Raw genomic sequence first — 16,380 nt, 5'->3', positions numbered from 1 at the left:
CTTAGTTAAACCACGGTGACCAGGCGAAAGCCCGGTGCCGGAGCTTTTTGTATTTCTAGGTGTCGCTATTTATTGGCCCCTCCGGGACATTCCTGGAATGACTTCCGAGTCAACTCCGTGGAAATTAATGCGGGGAAAAGTGGCCTGGTGCGGGAGTGAGGCTCTGGCGGTGGTGATGGCCGGGAAGCCGGTGCCGACGATCTGGCCTTGGTCGTTGATGTCGTAGGCGGTGGTTCCGGCGGCGTCCGGGGCGTCGAAGGAGGTGATCCTTCCGCTGCTCGAGATGAAGGCGTGGCCGTTCGGCGAGCCCTCGGGAACGTAGTAGCCGGTTAGGTCACCGTTGTTGGAAGCGGCGTTGACGCCTGTGTACGCGGCGCCGGGGATATCGAAGCGCGCGTATTTGCCCTGAGCCAAGACAAAGCCATGTTGCGGCGTTGTGTCGTGGGCGTTGACGTACACGCCCACGACCACGCCGTGGTCGTTGACGCGGTGGACTATAGAGTATTTCGCCGCTGGGTAGGTGATCGGGGTCAGGGTGGTGTTGGTCAGCAGGTACTGGGGCTGAGAGCCATCGGCGCGGACGGTCTGGACGGTCACTTGGCCACGGTTGTTGATCCCGAAGGGCCAATTCTCCTGTGCGCCCGGGACGTCGATGGGAGTGAACTCGCCGCGGGCGTACAGGAATCCGTGGACGGCGCCGTTGGCGCCGACGTAACTGCCCACGATCTCGCCGCGCTCGTTGATACCCGAGGCGACAGTGCCGGACAGGCCGTAGGAGGTGGCTTCGCCCGTGGCCTGCGGGTGGTCGAGGGTTGAGTAACGGCCGTGCAGCAGCACGAAAGCGTGGCTGCGACCGGATACGTCGTCATACGTTCCGGCGATCTGGCCTTGGTTGGTGATGCCCATGGGCATCGTGCCCGTCGCGCCTGGAACGTCGACGGCGGTGAAGTGGCCGTCGGGGTGCCTCAGATAGCCATGTCCTCCGCCGGTTATTCCAGTTGCGGCCTGCGCGGTTGCGGGTCGGGGGGCGGCGAATATCGAGACCGCCACGGCCAGCAGGGGCGCGAGCACGACTCCCGTCAACACTCTGGATCGGATCGCAATTTTCACGATGCTTCCTTCAAGGGTTTTTCAGCTCATCCTGTCCGGGGGTGCTGCGCAAAACGTGATCCGCTGGGGGCTCGCGGCTCACCGCGCCTCATTGCGCATCTAGGCGTTGAATAGGACTTGGATGGCGAGGCGGATTTTCAGGGTTTGACGGCGCCACCAGGCAGTGGTGTGGGGTCGATTTCTTCGGGGGCAGGTGCCAGTGGAGGAAGGCTGTGGCGGCGGTTTGTTTGCGGCGGGCTTCTTGGCGAGGGTGAGGTGCTCCATGCCTGCCCCCCTTTGACCAGGTCAGGATGGCGTTCAGGATCTCGTCGGGGTGGTCTTTCGCCAGGTTGAGCAGGGCGTCCGCTGTTTCGGCGCGGACTTGCCTGTTGCCGTTGGTCGCCAGGTGTTTGAGGCGGGTCAGGGCCATTGAGGGATGGGTTTGGCCTAAGGGTTGTCCTGTAACGGCGGGGAGCTGGCAACGATGATCTTGGGGTGGAGCAGGTGTTCTGTGCGGATGACCGGGTGTGGGTGCCGACCCACGATCGGACCATCACCGCATTGTCGAAGAACTACCGGTTCTCGGTGAACATGCAGGTCGTGATCGACGCCAACACCCGCCTGGTCACGGCGGTGGGTCGTCCGGTGCCAGGCAACCACAACGACTGCACCGCCTACCGTGACTCGGGAGCCGAGGAGGCCGTCGAACGCGCACGTGATGGCCGACGGCTCCGGGCCCGCGTCGAGCACGCCTTCGCCCACATGAAGTGGTGGAACACCCTGCGCAACCGCCGCCGCGAACGCGACGGCGTCCACCGCGCCACCCATGGCATCGCCCTCATGCGCAACCTGGCCATGACCGGCTGAACCGACAGCCGGCACGGCAACCGGCCAATAGTCCCGCCGCAGCTTGCCCGACCAGCACCCCTTGATCATTACGGGACAACCCTTAGTGGCACTGCCAGGTGAAGCGGGCTTGGTCGAAGCGGCGGGCGGCGAGGTCCTCGGCGGTGATGAGCCAGTAGAGGACGCCCGCGTCGCCCCACAGCATGTCCGCGGCGTCGTCGCTGGCGATCTGGACGAGCAGCTTCCAGCGGGACGCCTCGTTCAGGATGTCGTCGTAGTGCGGGTTGTCGGGGTCGGACCGATCCAGGTCCCAGTCGTCCGGGAAGTCGGCGACCTCGTACTCCACATCGCCCTGGACCTCTTCGGGCAGGCCACCCACCTGGTGCTGGTAATGGCCCCGCAGGTTCCAGAGGGCGTCCTGGAACTCGACGAGGACGGGATCGGTTCTGAGCGTGTCCGGGTCGATGCCGAGCGGCTCGTAGAAACGGTGGTCGAGTCGGGGCAGGTTGACGGAGGGAACCGCGCACAGCGGGACGCGGCCGAACGCCTTCAGCGGCCTCGGCGTCGGACGCGGCGCGACCGGCGTTCCGGCGGGGACGTGCAGCAGGCGGCTGCCCGGACGGCTGCCCGGCTCGGACGGGTGGACCCACGACGCGTACTCGTCGGCCTGCCCGTCGAAGTAGAAGCACAGCAGCGTGCCGGACGAGGGCAGGTCCAGCCCGGTCTCCAGGGCGGACAGTGAGGCGCAGTCAAGCGAGGCGACGAACGACAGCGGGCCGTGTCCGTCCCAGACGGGCCACTCGACGTCCTCGGGCAGCGATGGTTCACCACCGAGGGCGCCGACCACGTCCTCCCCGGGCCGGGCGGCCGAGAGGATCTGCCCTCGGACGTCCAGCAGCGAGCAGAACCGCTGTGCGAGGTCGGACGGAAGGTGTTCGTGTGCGAGGGCGCTGAGCGTCGGGAGGCTGATCATCCGGTCATGCTGCCAACCGGCGACGACATTTCGCGTGGGCTCCGACCGTCGTCGCGCTGACGTGCGCCGACGCGACGGCGGTCGGTCCTCCGGGGCCCGGGAGGATCAGCCGCGGTGATGGATCGGGCGGCAGAGGTGGCCCCTGACCCACAGGTGGCCCTCGGCCCAGCCCGTCCGGCAGAAGAACGTGTGGTGACGGTTCTCGCGGTGGGTGATGACGAAGTCGTGGAGCGACCCCCGGCGGCCGGTGTCGCATTCCCGTCCGTGGACGGTGGGAAGCCGTATCTCCAGCCGGTCGCAGACGATGACCTCCCCCTTCTGAGCCTCGTCGGCCTGTGCCGTACCGGCGCCGGAGAGTACTTGGGCCAGCGCGGCGGCTGCGAGGGCCCCGAATGGAGCAGCGGGTCGACGTGCCATGAACATCACTCCTTGCGTGTAACCACCTACTCAAAGTTACTTCACCGGGAGTCCCGGCCCCTGGTCGACCCCGGCGTACCGGTCGGCGATGCGAGACGGTCACCATTGCCGTGTCGCCGTGGCCGGACTCCCGCAGGGCCTCGACGAGCAGCGACGTCAGCCACACCACGCCGTCCAGTGACCATTCGGGGAGGCGGCAGCGGAAGTCGTGGCGGTGGCGGAGAGGCTCGGCCTGGACCTGTCCTGCCAGAGGTCCCGCCAATCCATCCGGTTCGTCCCCACTTTCGTCGATGTCGCGCTCGACTTGGACGCGGCCTTGCGCGACGTCCGCGACCCGCGCGGCGATCTGTTCGGCTTCCCGCGGCGAGAAAGGGTGGACGGTCCGGATCGTGGCGCGGGCGGCGACGGTGTCAGGGCCGCTCAACGCGAACCAGCCTGCGGCGTATGCGGACGCGACCCGTTCGTCCGCCGCCAGGCCCACCGGCACCAGCGCGTGGAAGCCGGTCAGATTCAGCTCCCCGACCCGGTGGAGGACGTCCCGCAGGACGGTGGCGACCGGGAGTAGCGGCAGCCCAGAGCCACTGGTGACACTCACCTGCATCCAGGCCGCCTGGCGAACCCCTGCGTCCTGGGTCCAGTCGCCCCCGGCGTCGTTGTGCGCCCAGAGGCGCGACGCGCCACCACCAGAGAAATCGCTCCATCCGTAGGCGACGGTGCGCTTGACGGCCAGGCTGAAGGCGTCCTCCTCCAGCGTTCCGGCGTCCCGTGCCCGCCGCGCCCGCGGATCCAGGCGCAGCACGCCATGCAGACCGGCCACCAACGTCGGATCCGTGGTCCCGCCCAACCTTTCGCTCCTGTCTAGAGCCCTGAACCGCAATGCAATGCGACCGTTGCGGTCTCGACCTTCTCGGGTGAGTCGGGGACATCGATGAGGTCCACGTCGATCAGACTTCGCCAGCGCACGGTCTGGCTGGTGTTCGTACACGTCCTGCGGGCGGTGGCGCGACTTCCGCTACCACCGCCGGACTTCACGACCGCGGAGCCGGTCGCGACGGTATGCCACCGTCACGAACATGCCCGGGCCTTGCTCCGAAGCCCCCCGGTCGTCCGGGGATGGGCGCGATGGTCGCTGACCGTGGTGATCGCGTGTGAGGCGAAAGCGTTGCCGTCGGCGCGGCCGACGCGGGGTGACTTGGCAGGGCGATCGCTGCGATCGCAGCTGAGAACAGGATGAACCTCATAGATCCCCTCACTCTCACCCACCACGTGACCCGGACGAATTGTAAGCACGCGAGCACGGAAAGTGAAGGGATGGCCTCGGTGTCGGGGGTTCGGGCGAGAGGAAAGGGGAGCCGTTACGATCGGGGGCCATTGTCGCGTTGGGGAAAAGGGGGAAATCTCGTGACCGAGAGGTTTGAGGCGGTGTTCGCGCAGTACGACACCGACGGGGACGGGCAGCTCACCGTGGACGAGGTGACCGCGGCGATCGCGGGGATGTTCCCGGCCGCCGAGATGGGCGACCTGTCGGGGCTCGTCAGGGCGCTGTTCGCCGAGTTCGACACCGACGGGAACGGGTTCCTGTCGGCGGCCGAGTTCGTGCCGCTGGCGCAGAACCTTCCGGAGCTCGGCAGCGACGACTGACCTCGGGACGGCCACCTGAGGGGCGGCCGTCCTTGGACGGTCAGTGGCGGCGGGCGGTGAGCCAGGAGAAGGACTGGGACGCGCCCGCCGGGGTGTGGTGGACCTGCGTGCGGGCGTCCAGCGGCGTGAAGTCGCCGCCGAGTTCGGCGGCCAGCTCGTCGGTGCTGTAGCGGGCCACGGGCAGGCCGGAGCAGTGGGTGGGGCCCTCGGGGCCGAAGGTGCCGAGGACGACCGTGCCGCCGGGGGCGAGCGCGGCGCGCAAGGTGGCCAGGTAGGCGGTGCGGTCGGACGGGTCGGTCAGGAAGTGGAAGACCGCGCGGTCGTGCCAGAGGTCGAACGTCCGGTCCGGACGCCAGGTCAGCAGGTCGGCGTGGAGCCAGCGGATCGCGCCCGCGACGTCCCGGGCGGCCTCCTGGGCGGCCTCGCGAGCGGTTTCGAGGGCCTCGGCGGAGATGTCCAGCACCGTGACGTGGTCGAACCCCTCCCGGACCAGGCGGGCGGCCAGGGGCGAGGCGCCGCCACCGACGTCGATGGCCGAGCCCCGTGCCGACGCCGCGCGGATCAGGTCCAGGGACGGCTGCGGCTCGTCCTGGAACCAGCTGACCTCGTCGGCGGGACGCGTCTTGTACACGTCCTGCCAGTGCGTCGCGGCGGGGCCGGTCGGGTCCGTGTCGGCGATCGCGGACGGCCGGGACTCGGGACGGTCGCTCATGTGACCTTCCTACCTGCGGCGACGAGCGGACCGTCCACCGGCCTCCCGGTTCCGGGGGCACGGGAGACGGAACGGTCCGTGCCGTCAGGGCTTCCGGGGTGTCCGAGACCGGCAGAATGGGCGCGTTGTCCCGTCGGTGGCGGCGGGACCCGAGGCCCTCATGGAGGAGTGCCGGATGGCGAGCATCACCCAGGTTCTGCGCGACCTGACGCCCGCGGAGCGCCAGGAGCGGATCGTGGACGTGCTGGTGGAGGCGTACCGCGACCTGATGCGGCGGAGCCCGGACGAGTTCCGCCGGCGGTTCCGCCGCATGGCCGCCGACCCGTTCGCCTTCTACCGCGGCAGCGCCCCGCTGTTCTACGCCGACGTCGCGTCCGACGACGACCCGTGGGCGGACGAGCGGACCTCCCGCGTCTGGATCCAGGGCGACCTTCACGCGCAGAACTTCGGCACCTACATGAGCGCCGACGGCGTGTTCGTGTTCGACGTGAACGACTTCGACGAGGCCTACCTCGGGCCGTTCACCTGGGACGTCAAGCGGTTCGTGGCGAGCCTGGCGCTGCTGGCCTGGGGGAAGGCGATCTCGGACGCGTCCATCCGGCGGCTGATCGAGACCTACGTCCGCGCGTACGTGGACCAGGTGCGGCACTTCGCCGCCCACGAGGGCGACGAGAAGTTCGCGATCACCCTCGACAACGCCACCGGGTACGTGAAGGACGTCCTGGTCGACGCGCTCAGCTCCACGCGCGTCGCGCTGCTGAGCTCGATGACGCTGCTCGAACGGCACGAGCGCCGGTTCGCGGACGGCCCGGGCGTCCGGCGGCTGGACGCCGACGAGCGGGCGAAGGTCGAGAAGGCGTACGCGGGCTACCTGGAGACCATCCCCAAGGACCGCCGCTTCGGCAGCCTCACCTACACCGTGAAGGACGTCGTCGGATCGTCCGGCTTCGGGATCGGCTCGGCCGGGCTGTCCGCGTACAACATCCTCGTCGAGGGGCACACGCAGGCGCTCGAGAACGACGTCATCCTGTCGATGAAGCAGGGCAACGTCGCCGCGCCGTCCCGCGTCGTGGACGACCCGAACATCCGCGACTACTTCCAGCACCACGGCCACCGGACGGCCGTGTCGCGCCGCGCCCTCCAGGCCGCCACCGACCCCTGGCTCGGCCACGCCGAGATCGACGGCACCGGTTTCGTCGTCCAGGAACTTTCCCCCTACGAGGCCGACCTCGACTGGGCCTCCCTCACCGAGCCGGACGAGATGCTGCCCGTCCTGGAGCACCTCGGCCGCGCCACCGCGAAGATCCACTGTGTCTCCGACAGCGACTCCGACCACACGCTGGTCGGCTTCCAGGTCGAGGACGCCGTGACCGCCGCGATCGGCGACGACGAGAACGCCTTCGTCGAGGCCATGGTCGCGTTCGGCACCGGCTACGCCGCGATCGTCCGCGACGACCACCGCCTGTTCGTGGACGCCTTCCGGTCCCGCCAGGGGCCCCTCGCCGTGCTCTGGGAGTCCTGACTCAGCACGTTCGCGGGGCGGGCAACCGCCCCGCGAAGAACGCCCCGGGCGGCACGCCCAGCAGGCTGCGGAACTCCGCGGACATGTGCGCCTGGTCGTAGTACCCGCTGGCCGCCGCCAGCTCCGCCAGCCCACCGGCCCCGGCGGTCACCGCGGTGTTGAGGCGGGCGATACGGGCGAACGCCTTGGGCGGCAGCCCGGCTCCGTCGGTGAACAGGTCGCGGAGGCGGCGCTCGCTCACCGACAGCCGGTGCGCGAGGTCGGGCAGCCGCGCCGGGCGCGCGGACGCCAGTTCGCGGGCCGCCGCGTGGACGAGCCGTCCGTCGTCGTCCCCGCGGCGGGCCCCGCCGTGCTCGCGGGCCCCGGCCTTCGAGCGGAGGGCCGTCTCGAGCCGCCGGGCGATCAGGCGCGGATCGCCGCCGAGGTCGCCGAGACGCCGCTCGAGGCGCGACGCGTCCGCGCCCCAGAACTCGGTGAGCGGGACGACCCGGTCGAGCAGCTCGGAGATCGGCGCGCCCAGCGCCGACCGCGCCACGCCGGGACGGAGCCGCGCGTGGACGCAGAGCGGCAGCTCCTTGCCGGTGAAGTAGGCGGCCCGCGTGCGCGGCCCGACGACCAGGAGGTCCTCGCGCCCGTCCGCCGCGCTCCGGAAGACCAGGGACGTGGCGGTGTCCGGCAGGTGCGCGATCCCCGCCGCGGCGGCCCCGCTCATGTCCTCGACCGCCTCGATCAACCCGCCCGCGACCGTGCCGCTCGCCTCGACGGGCCCGCCCGCCACCGTGCCGCCCGCCCTGACCAGCCCGTCCGCCGTCATGTCCTCAAGGTACCGGCGCGTCCGCCCGCCGCGACGTGCCGAATTCTCCAAGAGGACGCCGCCGCCCTCTCGCGATGCTGGCCGCATGATTCTCGTAACGGGTGCGACCGGAACCGTCGGTCGAGAACTGGTCAGTGTCCTCGCGGCGCGCGGCGAACGGGTCCGCGCGATCACCCGCGACCCCGCGAAGGCGGAGAACCTCCCGGACGGCGTGGAGGTCGTCCGCGCCGACTTCACCGACCCCGGGTCCCTGCTGGACGCCGCGAAGGGATCCGGCGCCGTCTTCATGCTCAGCGCGCCGGGCCCCTGGATCCCGGAGCACGACGAGGCGATCCTCGCCGCCGCCCGGTCGGCGGGCGTGCCGAGGGCGGTGAAGCTGTCCGCGATCAGCACAGGCGACAAGAAGGAAGGCAAGGACTGGCATCTGCCGGGGGAGCGGGCGCTGAGGTCCAGCGGCCTCGCCTGGACGGTCCTGAGGCCGTCCAGCTTCGCGTCCAACACTTTGGGCTGGGCGAACGCGATCCGCGCGGGCCATCCCGTCCCGAACCCGATGGGCGACGGCGCCCAGGGCGTCGTCGACCCGGCGGACATCGCCGAAGTTTCCGCCGTCGCTCTCACCACGTCCGACCTCGACGCCGCGACGCTCACGCTCACCGGCCCTGAGCTGCTCAGCACCCCGCAGATGGCGGAGACGCTGGGCGGCGTCATCGGCCGGAAGATCGAGCTCGCCTCTCTCACCTCGGACGCCTACCGCGAACGCCTCACCGCCGCCGGGCTCGACCCCGACTTCGTCACGACGGCCGTCAACGGCGCGCGTCTCGTCGCGTCCGGCGGCAACGCCGTCGTCACCGATGACGTCGTACGCGTCCTCGGACGTCCCGCCCGCACCTTCGCCGACTGGGCCGCCGCCCACCGCGCCGCCTTCACCCTCTGACGTCCTCAACCGGCCACGCCGCATCCCTCTGACCAGGCATCTCGCGGTCCCTTGCCCCTTGGTGCGGGGTCGCGGGGGCGGGTTCGCGGACCTCCCGGCGAGTACGGCGTAGCCGCGCGCGGCCTCCGGGGTACCTACTGGCTGCCGGAAATGCCGCGCAGGAGCGGCCACGCGAGGGTGAAAGGGCGGTGGGACTGCCGGATGAGGATGTTCAGGCGGGGGTCACGACGACCGGCTGACGACGACCCGGACGGCGACGGGCCGGGCGAAGCGCCGGAGGCCGGTGAGGAGGAACAGCACGAGCAACACGACCGAACTGACCAGGACGACCGAACGGACAAGGACGAACGACCCGACGAGGAGGAGCAGGCCGGGCAGGAAGGGTCGATGCTCGGGTCGAAGTTGTCCGAGCCCAAGGGCTGGTACGGGCGCGCGGAGGAGATGGCGCGGACGGACATGCTCACCATGACCCGGCGGCTCCCGCGCCTGATCGGGCAGGTCGGACGGCTCGGCTGGCAGGCGAACCGGCGCGACCTGCTGATCACGGTCGTGTTCAACGCGGTCGCCGGGGTGTTCACCGCGTTCGGGCTGCTCGCGACGACGCGCGTGCTGACCGCGTTGTTCGCGGCCGGGCCGACCCCCGACCGCGTCCGCGCGGCGGCGCCCGCGCTCGCGCTGGTCGGGGCGGCGATCACCGTCCGGGCGTCCTGCACGCTGCTGGCGCAGTGGTCGCAGCAGCGGCTGCGTCCGCAGGTCGAGCGGATCGTGGAGCTGCGGCTCTACGACGCGACGACGGCGATCGACCTGGCCTGGTTCGACGACGCCGAGCACCAGGACGCGCTGCACCGCGCGCGCCTGCGCGGGCTGGACTCGGCGTCGTCCATGGTGGACAACGCCGTGGACCTCGGGACGGCCGTGGTCGGGGTCGCGGCGGCGGCCGGGGCGCTCGGCGTCCTGCATCCGGTGCTGCTGCCCCTGCTGGTGCTGACCGCGCTGCCGGAGGCGTGGGCGGCCGTCCGGTCGGCGCGCCTCGGGTACCTGGCGCAGCTGTCGCTGGTCGAGGTCCGGCGCCGCAGCTGGATCATGACGGACCTGATGACCGGACGCGACCACGCCGCCGAGGTCCGGTCGTTCACCGTCCGTCCGCACCTGCTGCGCCAGTACGGGACGCTCGCCGACCACGTCAGGCGGGTGCTCGTCGCGGTGGCGCGGCGGCGGACGGTCACCCAGATGTACGGGGACGTGCTGCGCGGCGTCGCGACCGCCGTCCTCTACACGGTGCTCGGCGTGCTGCTCTGGAAGGGCATGATGCCGCTGGCCGTCGCCGGGACGGCCGTCCTGGCGATCCGCACGGGCCAGCAGTCGCTGCTCAACCTCGTCCACGCCCTGAACAGGACCTACGAGGACGGCCTGTACTTCGCGGACTACCTCTCCTACATCCAGCTGGCCGAGGAGTCCGTCAAGCGGGAGCACCAGGCGCTGGAGCACTCCGTCGCCGGTGTGCCGCTGCGCGAGTTCCGCGAGATCTCCGTCGACCACATCACCTTCACCTATCCCGGCGCGGAGGATCCGGCGCTCCGGGACGTCTCGGTGCGGCTCCGGCGGGGTGAGGTCATCGCGCTGGTGGGGGAGAACGGCTCGGGCAAGACGACCCTGGCGAAGATCCTCGCCGGGTTGTACACACCGGAGAACGGCCAGGTCAGCTGGGACGACGTCAACGTCACCCGCCTCGACCCCGAGATCCTGCGGCGCGACATCGCGGTCGTCGCGCAGGACCACACGCACTGGCCGATGACCGCCGCCGACAACATCGCGATGGGCGACGACATCCGCGTCCCGGCCGCGCGCCGTGCCGTGCGCGTCGCCGCGTCCGACTCGGGCGCGGACGAGGTGATCGACTCGCTGCCGTTCGGCTACGACACCCTGCTCGACAAGCGCTTCGACCAGGGCCAGGAGCTGTCCGGGGGACAGTGGCAGCGCCTCGCCGCCGCCCGCGGCTTCTACCGGGACGCGCCCTTCCTCATCTGCGACGAGCCGACCGCCGCGCTCGACGCGCGCGCCGAGCACCGCCTGTTCGAGCAGATCCGCGCCCACGCCGCCCGGCACGGCCGCACCGTCCTGCTCATCACCCACCGGCTGGCCAGCGTCCGCCACGCCGACCGCATCTACGTGCTGGAGAACGGCCGCGTCACCGAGCACGGCACCCACGCGGACCTGATGGCCCTGGGCGGCCTCTACGCCGACCTCTACAGCCTCCAGGCGTCCGCGTACAACCTCACCGCCGACCACCCGTCCCCGGAGGCCCGCCCCGCCACGACCTAGCAGCCCAGCCGGGGCCGCGCCTGGGAGGCGCGGCCCCTGCCGGGGTTCAGCGGTCGGTGCCGGACCAGTTCTGGTCCGTGAGGGCGTTGCAGCTCTGGATCTGGGCGCGCAGTCCCCAGGTGAGGTCGTAGCTCTGGATCTGGACGCACTTGTGCGAGTTGGGGTTCACCAGCTTCACTCCGGGAGCCTGCATGAGGAGCGAGCTGACCGGACGCTCGACGTGCCAGCGCTGGGCGGGCGATCCGTCGCAGTCCCACAGCTGGAGCTTGGTGCCGTCGGCGGTGCCGCCGTCACCGACGGCCAGGCACTTGCCCAGGGCGCGGACGGGCGCGGCCGGGGCGAAGATCTCCCACTTGGCGAACTGGGCGGCGCGGTCGGAGTCGTCCAGCGGCATCTTCTTCTGGACCATCAGGTCGTTGAACAGGGCGGCGTAGGAGCCGTAGTCCTTCGCCGGGAGGGTCCAGGTCTGCGGCGGACTCCCGTTGCACGCCCACTGCTGGACGGCCGTGCCGTTCGCGGTTCCGCCATGGTCCACGTCCAGGCAGAGCGGGGTGCTGCCGCCCGTGGTGTCCCCCCGGACGAGCCAAGTCGCGGACGCGGCGGGCTGGGCCCGGTCGGTCGCCGGGATCGGCGCGCCACCGGCGGCGTAGGTCACGTTGAAGGACGCGTCGCCGCCCTCGTCGCACAGCGTCTGCCCGCCGAACTGGTTCGTCGTCCAGAACGCGCCGTTCTTGTACGTCATGCAGCCCGGGTGGGTGCGGTCGAAGTACTTCGGCGGACGCTCGTCGGTCGGCGGGTCGATCCGCATGTACGACATCGTCGTCAGCGCGGTGAGGTCGACGAGCTGGGCGTCGGTGGTGGCGTTGTCGCGCGGCACCCACACGTTCTCGTCGTGTCCGGTCATGATCGCCACGTCGTGGTTCGGGCTGGTCTCGGAGGTGATGAGGCCGAGGTCCTGCTCGAGGAAGCGGCCGGGGTTGGCCTCGGCCTCGAAGCTGTAGCCGTGCCGTCCGTTAGGGGCGGTCGCCGTCCGCACCAGCCAGCGGGTCGCGGTGCCGAACGTGGTCAGGGCGCTGACCTTGTCCCCGCCGTTGGCGTGGTCCTTGCCCGGGACGGGCGTGGCGGCGACCTTCTGCCCGGCGTTGCCGCCCCGGGTCACGGTCATCTCGACGCGCGGGACGGGCGTCGGAAGCGGGACGTCGGCGGGGTTCCCGGTCGTGGCGTCGAGCACCTTGTAGGCGCGCGACCCGGTGTTGACGCCCTTCTCGTGGTAGTCGCAGCCGCCCTGGAGGACGAGCCGCCCGAACTCCGCGCCGGTCTTCTGGGTCAGGCAGACGTCGCCGATCAGGAGGTGGTCGCCGTTGTCGGGCCCGTCGAAGTTCCACAGCGCCTTGGTCGTGGTGACCGTCGGGCCGTCCGCGCCCTTGCCGAGGTAGTGGCCGGGCCGGACGACCGACTCCAGCGACACCGACAGCCCGCCCTCGCGGTGCACGAGCCACTGCGTGGCGAACCGGTTCACCGGCTTGAACGCGGTTCCGTTGTCGCTGTCGAGCGGCAGGTACCAGCCGGTGGCGTCACTGCCGTCCTGTCCGTTCCCGCCGCCTCCGAGCCCGTACGCGGACGTGGCGCCGACATCGGCGATCGCGATCTTCTTGCCGGTGTAGGACGGGTAGATGCCCTGGGTGAAGAGCTGCACCGCGCCCGCCGGGGTCTGCGTGACGACGGGAAGCGGCCCGGGGTCGGGTGCCGCCGGAATCGGGTTGAACGCCTGGTCGGGGCCCTGCGCGCAGGGAAGCGCGCGCAGGACGCGCTCGTCCATCATGGCGTCGTAGACGGCGCCGAGACAGGTGCCCGGCTCGGCGGCGAACTCCAGGCCGCCCCACGCGTTCTGGACGAACCAGATCGGCCCCTGACCGGAGATCCCGCCCGCGTGCCTGCCGTCATGGCCGAGGTAGGTGCCGGGCGTGCGGTCCGCCTCGAACGACACGTGCCCGCGTCCGTCCGAACGCTCGATCCAGTTCTGCGCGAGTCTGTCGTCCGGGCGGACGATCAGGGGGAGGCTCCCGGCGCCGCCGAGGAACCCGCCCGCGGTCAGACTCAGCTTGGTCTGGACGCCGTCGTTGGTGCCGTCGGCGACCGGGCCCGGCAGGGGATCGCCGACCGCCGTCGTCCGCACGACCGTGGAAAGTCTGCTGATCTTGCCGACCTTGACGCCGCCGGTCTTCGGCGCGGTGAAGCGCTTGGCCTTCGGATGGGCCTTGGGCAACGCGTCGTACCGGCTCGGCGAGGCCGTGCTCGCGGTCGGCGTCGGCACGTTCCTGGGGGAGGGCGAGGCGTCCGCCGCGACGGCGGGGCTCACGATGAGCCCCGCCGTCAGGACGGCCGCGACCGCCAGATGTCTGGTTGATGTCACGGGCCGATGCTCCGGCCCGCGGATCAACAGCGGATCATCGTGGCGGCAGCGCCGTCTTCAGGTAGGCCATGGCGTCGTCGATCGTCCTGCCGTTCATCGGGGTCAGGTCCACCGCGCCGACCTCCTTGCCCAGCCGGTCCGAGACGCCGGTCTGCCCGGCGGCGGTCGCCGCCGCCTGGTAGTCCCGGACGATCCCGTTGAGCCGGTCGGAGAAGTCGGTCGGGACCTTCACCGCGCCCCAGCCCGTCCGGTGGAACAGCGTCAGCGTCCGCACCAGGTTGCCGAGTTCGGCGGTCTTCGCCGCCAGCGTGGGATCGGCCTGGGTGAGGTACGACATCGCGGGTGACAAGGCGTAGAAGGCGTTCTCGATGCGCGTGCCCGGCGCGGACGGCTGGAGCAGGTTGTCCCGCAGCCAGGTCATCTCGATCTTCAGGTCCGGGATGTCGTCGGCGTACTTGGGGTCCATGGCCATCGCGGCATGGACGAAGCAGCCGCCCGTGACGCAGTCCGGGTCCGTCGGGGGCGCCACCCAGTCCGCCGTGATGCCCACCTGCTTCCACGCGAGCTGAGTGCTCGCGGTGAGGTTGGGGCTGATGTCGGTCGCCGCCTGGACTGTGGCGAGCATGGCGTCCTTGAAGCCCGAGCCGGGCGTGAGGAGTTGGGTGAACGCCGTGTAGAACACCCTGCTGGCAGGGTCGTCGCCGATGTACTGCACCGTGTTGTAGAAGGCGCGGTTGGGGATGCCGCTGTTGTGGTGGACGCCTCCGTGGTCCTCGTTCTCGCACAACGGACCGTAGTCCGAGGCGCGCGCCGGCTGACCGTAGTTCTCGGGGAACTGCATGTTGCGCAGGATCCCGGACTTCGCCCCATAGCCGATCGACCAGTTCAACCTGTCCCCGCCCGACAGACGCCGCTGGGAGATCGCCATGATGTCGGAGAAGGACTCGTTGAGCGCTCCCGACTGGAACCGGTACTCCAGGTCGGAGGTGTACGAGGTGACGGCATGGGTCCACTCGTGCACGACGATGTCCTGGGTCGACATGCCGGGCGAGAAGTTGGTCCGCTGGTCGTCCGGACTCCAGTAGGCGTTGTCCTCGCCGTCCATGCTGTGGGTCGCCACGGCGGAGACCATCTTCGCGCCGTGGCCGTCGAAGCTGTCCCGGCCGAACCTGTCCTTGAAGAAGTCGTAGGTCGCGCCGTTCCTGTCGTACAGGTGGTCCACCTCGTCGTCCCCTGACGGACCGTCCCCCTCCTTGCGCCGGAGGACGAGGTCGATGTCGTGGTCAGCGGAGTCCAGGACTTCCTCGTAGACCTCCCGGTCCAGCGCCTCCGCGCTGCGCTGGATCCGCGTCACGACCGTCCCGGGACGGCGGGCGTCGACCAGGTAGTCCCAGATCCTGGACCCCGCGGCGATCCTCACCGACCAGACCAGCGTCCCTGAGGTCGAGGCACGCCCCGCCACCGGGTCCGGAGCGTAGATCTGGAGTTCCGGACGTCCCATGGCCTTCGCGCCGCGCACCTGCCTGGCCGCCGTCGCCTTCGCCTTCCCCGCCGGGACGGTCGGGCTCGTCGGCGGAGCGGCGATGTCAGGACGCATCCCGTTGGCGACCGTGGTGACCTTGGTCTTGTCCTTGCTCAACGCGACGTTGACCCGCGCCCCGCGGACCGGGACACCGCCGATGACCTGCTGGTAGTGCTGGAACCTGCCGTTGTCGGTGTCGTCGGTGCGGATCGGCTTCAGCTGCGCCATCGGGTCGGCCACGCCGAAGACGGCCGCGTTCGCCCGCATCCACTTCGGCACGCCCCCGCCGACCGGGCTGTTCACGGCCAGCATGGACGGCGTGCCGCGCTGCTCGTCCCGGACGACTTTGAACGACTTCCCGCTCTCCGTCCGCAGCCGGTCGAGCGCGCCCGGCACTCCGGCGCGCTCGAACGTCCCCTTGCCGGGTTTCCCCGAGCCCGGAGGCGGCGTCGGCGCGGCGTCCGCCACACCCGCCGAGGCCACCAGGACGCCGACGACCCCGGCCGCGCCCAACGCGAGCCCGCGCCGCTTGTCGAACCGCCGCCGCAGCCCGCGCGCCACCCACGTGGCGGGGGAGCGCAGGGCCCGTCCGACCGCGAGCGCCAAGATGCCCGCGACGACCGTCCACCCGAATCCGAGCAGGAAGGACGGTCCGACCTCCGGCCGAACCGCGAACATTCCCGATGGCTCGACGACCGCCGCGGCTCCGGCGCACAGCGCGCCGTAGCTCAGCGCCGCGAACACCAGCGCGACCAGCGCCCGCCACCGTCCGCCCGCCCGGCGCGCGGACACGCCCGCGGCGACCGCCGCGGCCATCACCGGCAGCAGGGCCACGACCAGCGGCGCGAACCCGTGGGACGACACCAGCGAGAGCGGACGCACCGTCCCGCTGAACCCGATCGCCTCCGTCCGCCAGTGCAGCGGGACCCCCATGGCCCCCGCCACCATCGCCACCGGCCCGGCCAGGCCCGACGGCAGCTCCCGCACCGGCGCGCTCAGCGTCCCGGGCAACAGCCGCACGACCGCCCCGCCGACCCACGCGAGCGCCAGCCCCACGGCGTAGGCGGTGACGCCCGCCCCGGCCCCCCGCGACAGGAGCCGTACCGAAGTCCTTCTCATCCGACCCGTTCCTCTCGTCCCGCCAGTGCCGGAGACCGGCCGGCGGGACCACCGAC

12 protein-coding genes and 1 pseudogene are annotated in these 16,380 nt (G+C 70.8%); 6 read left to right on the top strand and 7 right to left on the bottom strand.

Features of this window, described 5'->3' with window-relative positions; genetic code table 11:
• Positions 1-69: 69 nt before the first annotated feature.
• Entirely contained in the window at positions 70-1,110 is a 1,041-nt protein-coding gene (locus P696_RS0105540; protein ID WP_157429531.1) for a hypothetical protein, read from the bottom strand.
• A gap of 498 nt (positions 1,111-1,608) precedes the next feature.
• On the opposite strand from P696_RS0105540, the pseudogene P696_RS43510 reads away from it, so the two are divergent.
• Positions 1,609-1,956, top strand: a pseudogene (locus P696_RS43510) (IS5/IS1182 family transposase); the annotation flags it as partial.
• An 82-nt stretch (positions 1,957-2,038) separates the two neighbouring features.
• Here the strand turns inward: P696_RS43510 and P696_RS0105530 are convergent.
• Both P696_RS0105530 and P696_RS0105525 read right to left on the bottom strand, forming a co-directional pair.
• On the bottom strand, positions 2,039-2,908 hold the full coding sequence (locus tag P696_RS0105530; protein ID WP_026411538.1) for a YwqG family protein: 870 nt from the start codon (positions 2,906-2,908) through the stop codon (positions 2,039-2,041).
• A gap of 105 nt (positions 2,909-3,013) precedes the next feature.
• Positions 3,014-3,325, bottom strand: a complete 312-nt coding sequence (locus P696_RS0105525; protein WP_157429529.1) for a hypothetical protein — start codon at positions 3,323-3,325, stop codon at positions 3,014-3,016.
• A 214-nt stretch (positions 3,326-3,539) separates the two neighbouring features.
• Here P696_RS0105525 and P696_RS0105520 point away from each other — a divergent pair, with 214 nt between their 5' ends.
• Together P696_RS0105520 and P696_RS56805 are read left to right on the top strand one after the other, a co-directional pair.
• Complete coding sequence (locus P696_RS0105520; protein WP_157429528.1) at positions 3,540-3,890, top strand: hypothetical protein; 351 nt, start codon at positions 3,540-3,542, stop codon at positions 3,888-3,890.
• Between the two features lie 836 nt (positions 3,891-4,726).
• Entirely contained in the window at positions 4,727-4,966 is a 240-nt protein-coding gene (locus P696_RS56805) for an EF-hand domain-containing protein (protein ID WP_034483310.1), read from the top strand.
• 40 nt (positions 4,967-5,006) lie between these two features.
• Here P696_RS56805 and P696_RS0105510 read toward each other — a convergent pair whose 3' ends face one another.
• Positions 5,007-5,678: a class I SAM-dependent methyltransferase gene (locus tag P696_RS0105510; protein ID WP_084336854.1), complete on the bottom strand. Its 672-nt coding sequence runs from the start codon at positions 5,676-5,678 to the stop codon at positions 5,007-5,009.
• Between the two features lie 175 nt (positions 5,679-5,853).
• Here P696_RS0105510 and P696_RS0105505 point away from each other — a divergent pair, with 175 nt between their 5' ends.
• On the top strand, positions 5,854-7,200 hold the full coding sequence (locus P696_RS0105505; protein WP_026411534.1) for a DUF2252 domain-containing protein: 1,347 nt from the start codon (positions 5,854-5,856) through the stop codon (positions 7,198-7,200).
• 1 nt (position 7,201) lies between these two features.
• Here the strand turns inward: P696_RS0105505 and P696_RS0105500 are convergent, their stop codons facing one another.
• Positions 7,202-8,014, bottom strand: coding sequence for a helix-turn-helix domain-containing protein (locus P696_RS0105500; protein ID WP_051466907.1), 813 nt, complete (start codon positions 8,012-8,014; stop codon positions 7,202-7,204).
• A gap of 85 nt (positions 8,015-8,099) precedes the next feature.
• Here P696_RS0105500 and P696_RS0105495 point away from each other — a divergent pair, with 85 nt between their 5' ends.
• Entirely contained in the window at positions 8,100-8,948 is an 849-nt protein-coding gene (locus tag P696_RS0105495) for an NAD(P)H-binding protein (protein ID WP_026411532.1), read from the top strand.
• Between the two features lie 201 nt (positions 8,949-9,149).
• Positions 9,150-11,270 carry an ABC transporter ATP-binding protein gene (locus tag P696_RS43500; protein WP_245627515.1) on the top strand — a complete coding sequence of 707 codons (2,121 nt, stop codon included), beginning with the start codon at positions 9,150-9,152 and terminating at the stop codon, positions 11,268-11,270.
• Between the two features lie 46 nt (positions 11,271-11,316).
• Here P696_RS43500 and P696_RS57310 read toward each other — a convergent pair whose 3' ends face one another.
• Together P696_RS57310 and P696_RS52080 are read right to left on the bottom strand one after the other, a co-directional pair.
• Positions 11,317-13,683 (bottom strand): RICIN domain-containing protein, encoded by a 2,367-nt coding sequence (locus tag P696_RS57310; RefSeq protein ID WP_026411531.1) that lies wholly within the window; start codon positions 13,681-13,683, stop codon positions 11,317-11,319.
• Between the two features lie 34 nt (positions 13,684-13,717).
• Positions 13,718-16,324, bottom strand: coding sequence for a M4 family metallopeptidase (locus tag P696_RS52080; protein ID WP_051466904.1), 2,607 nt, complete (start codon positions 16,322-16,324; stop codon positions 13,718-13,720).
• Positions 16,325-16,380: the final 56 nt, after the last annotated feature.

The organism is Actinomadura oligospora ATCC 43269 (assembly GCF_000518265.1).
Taxonomy (GTDB): domain Bacteria; phylum Actinomycetota; class Actinomycetes; order Streptosporangiales; family Streptosporangiaceae; genus Spirillospora; species Spirillospora oligospora.
This window is presented reverse-complemented; position numbering and strand designations above follow the sequence as displayed.

Excerpts from the sequence above, each read along its gene's own strand:
- P696_RS0105530 (WP_026411538.1), bottom strand. The coding sequence starts at position 2,908 with ATGATCAGCCTCCCGACGCTCAGCGCCCTCGCACACGAACACCTTCCG.
- P696_RS0105525 (WP_157429529.1), bottom strand. The coding sequence starts at position 3,325 with ATGGCACGTCGACCCGCTGCTCCATTCGGGGCCCTCGCAGCCGCCGCG.
- P696_RS0105510 (WP_084336854.1), bottom strand. The coding sequence starts at position 5,678 with ATGAGCGACCGTCCCGAGTCCCGGCCGTCCGCGATCGCCGACACGGAC.
- P696_RS0105505 (WP_026411534.1), top strand. The coding sequence starts at position 5,854 with ATGGCGAGCATCACCCAGGTTCTGCGCGACCTGACGCCCGCGGAGCGC.
- P696_RS0105500 (WP_051466907.1), bottom strand. The coding sequence starts at position 8,014 with ATGACGGCGGACGGGCTGGTCAGGGCGGGCGGCACGGTGGCGGGCGGG.
- P696_RS0105495 (WP_026411532.1), top strand. The coding sequence starts at position 8,100 with ATGATTCTCGTAACGGGTGCGACCGGAACCGTCGGTCGAGAACTGGTC.
- P696_RS43500 (WP_245627515.1), top strand. The coding sequence starts at position 9,150 with ATGAGGATGTTCAGGCGGGGGTCACGACGACCGGCTGACGACGACCCG.
- P696_RS52080 (WP_051466904.1), bottom strand. The coding sequence starts at position 16,324 with ATGAGAAGGACTTCGGTACGGCTCCTGTCGCGGGGGGCCGGGGCGGGC.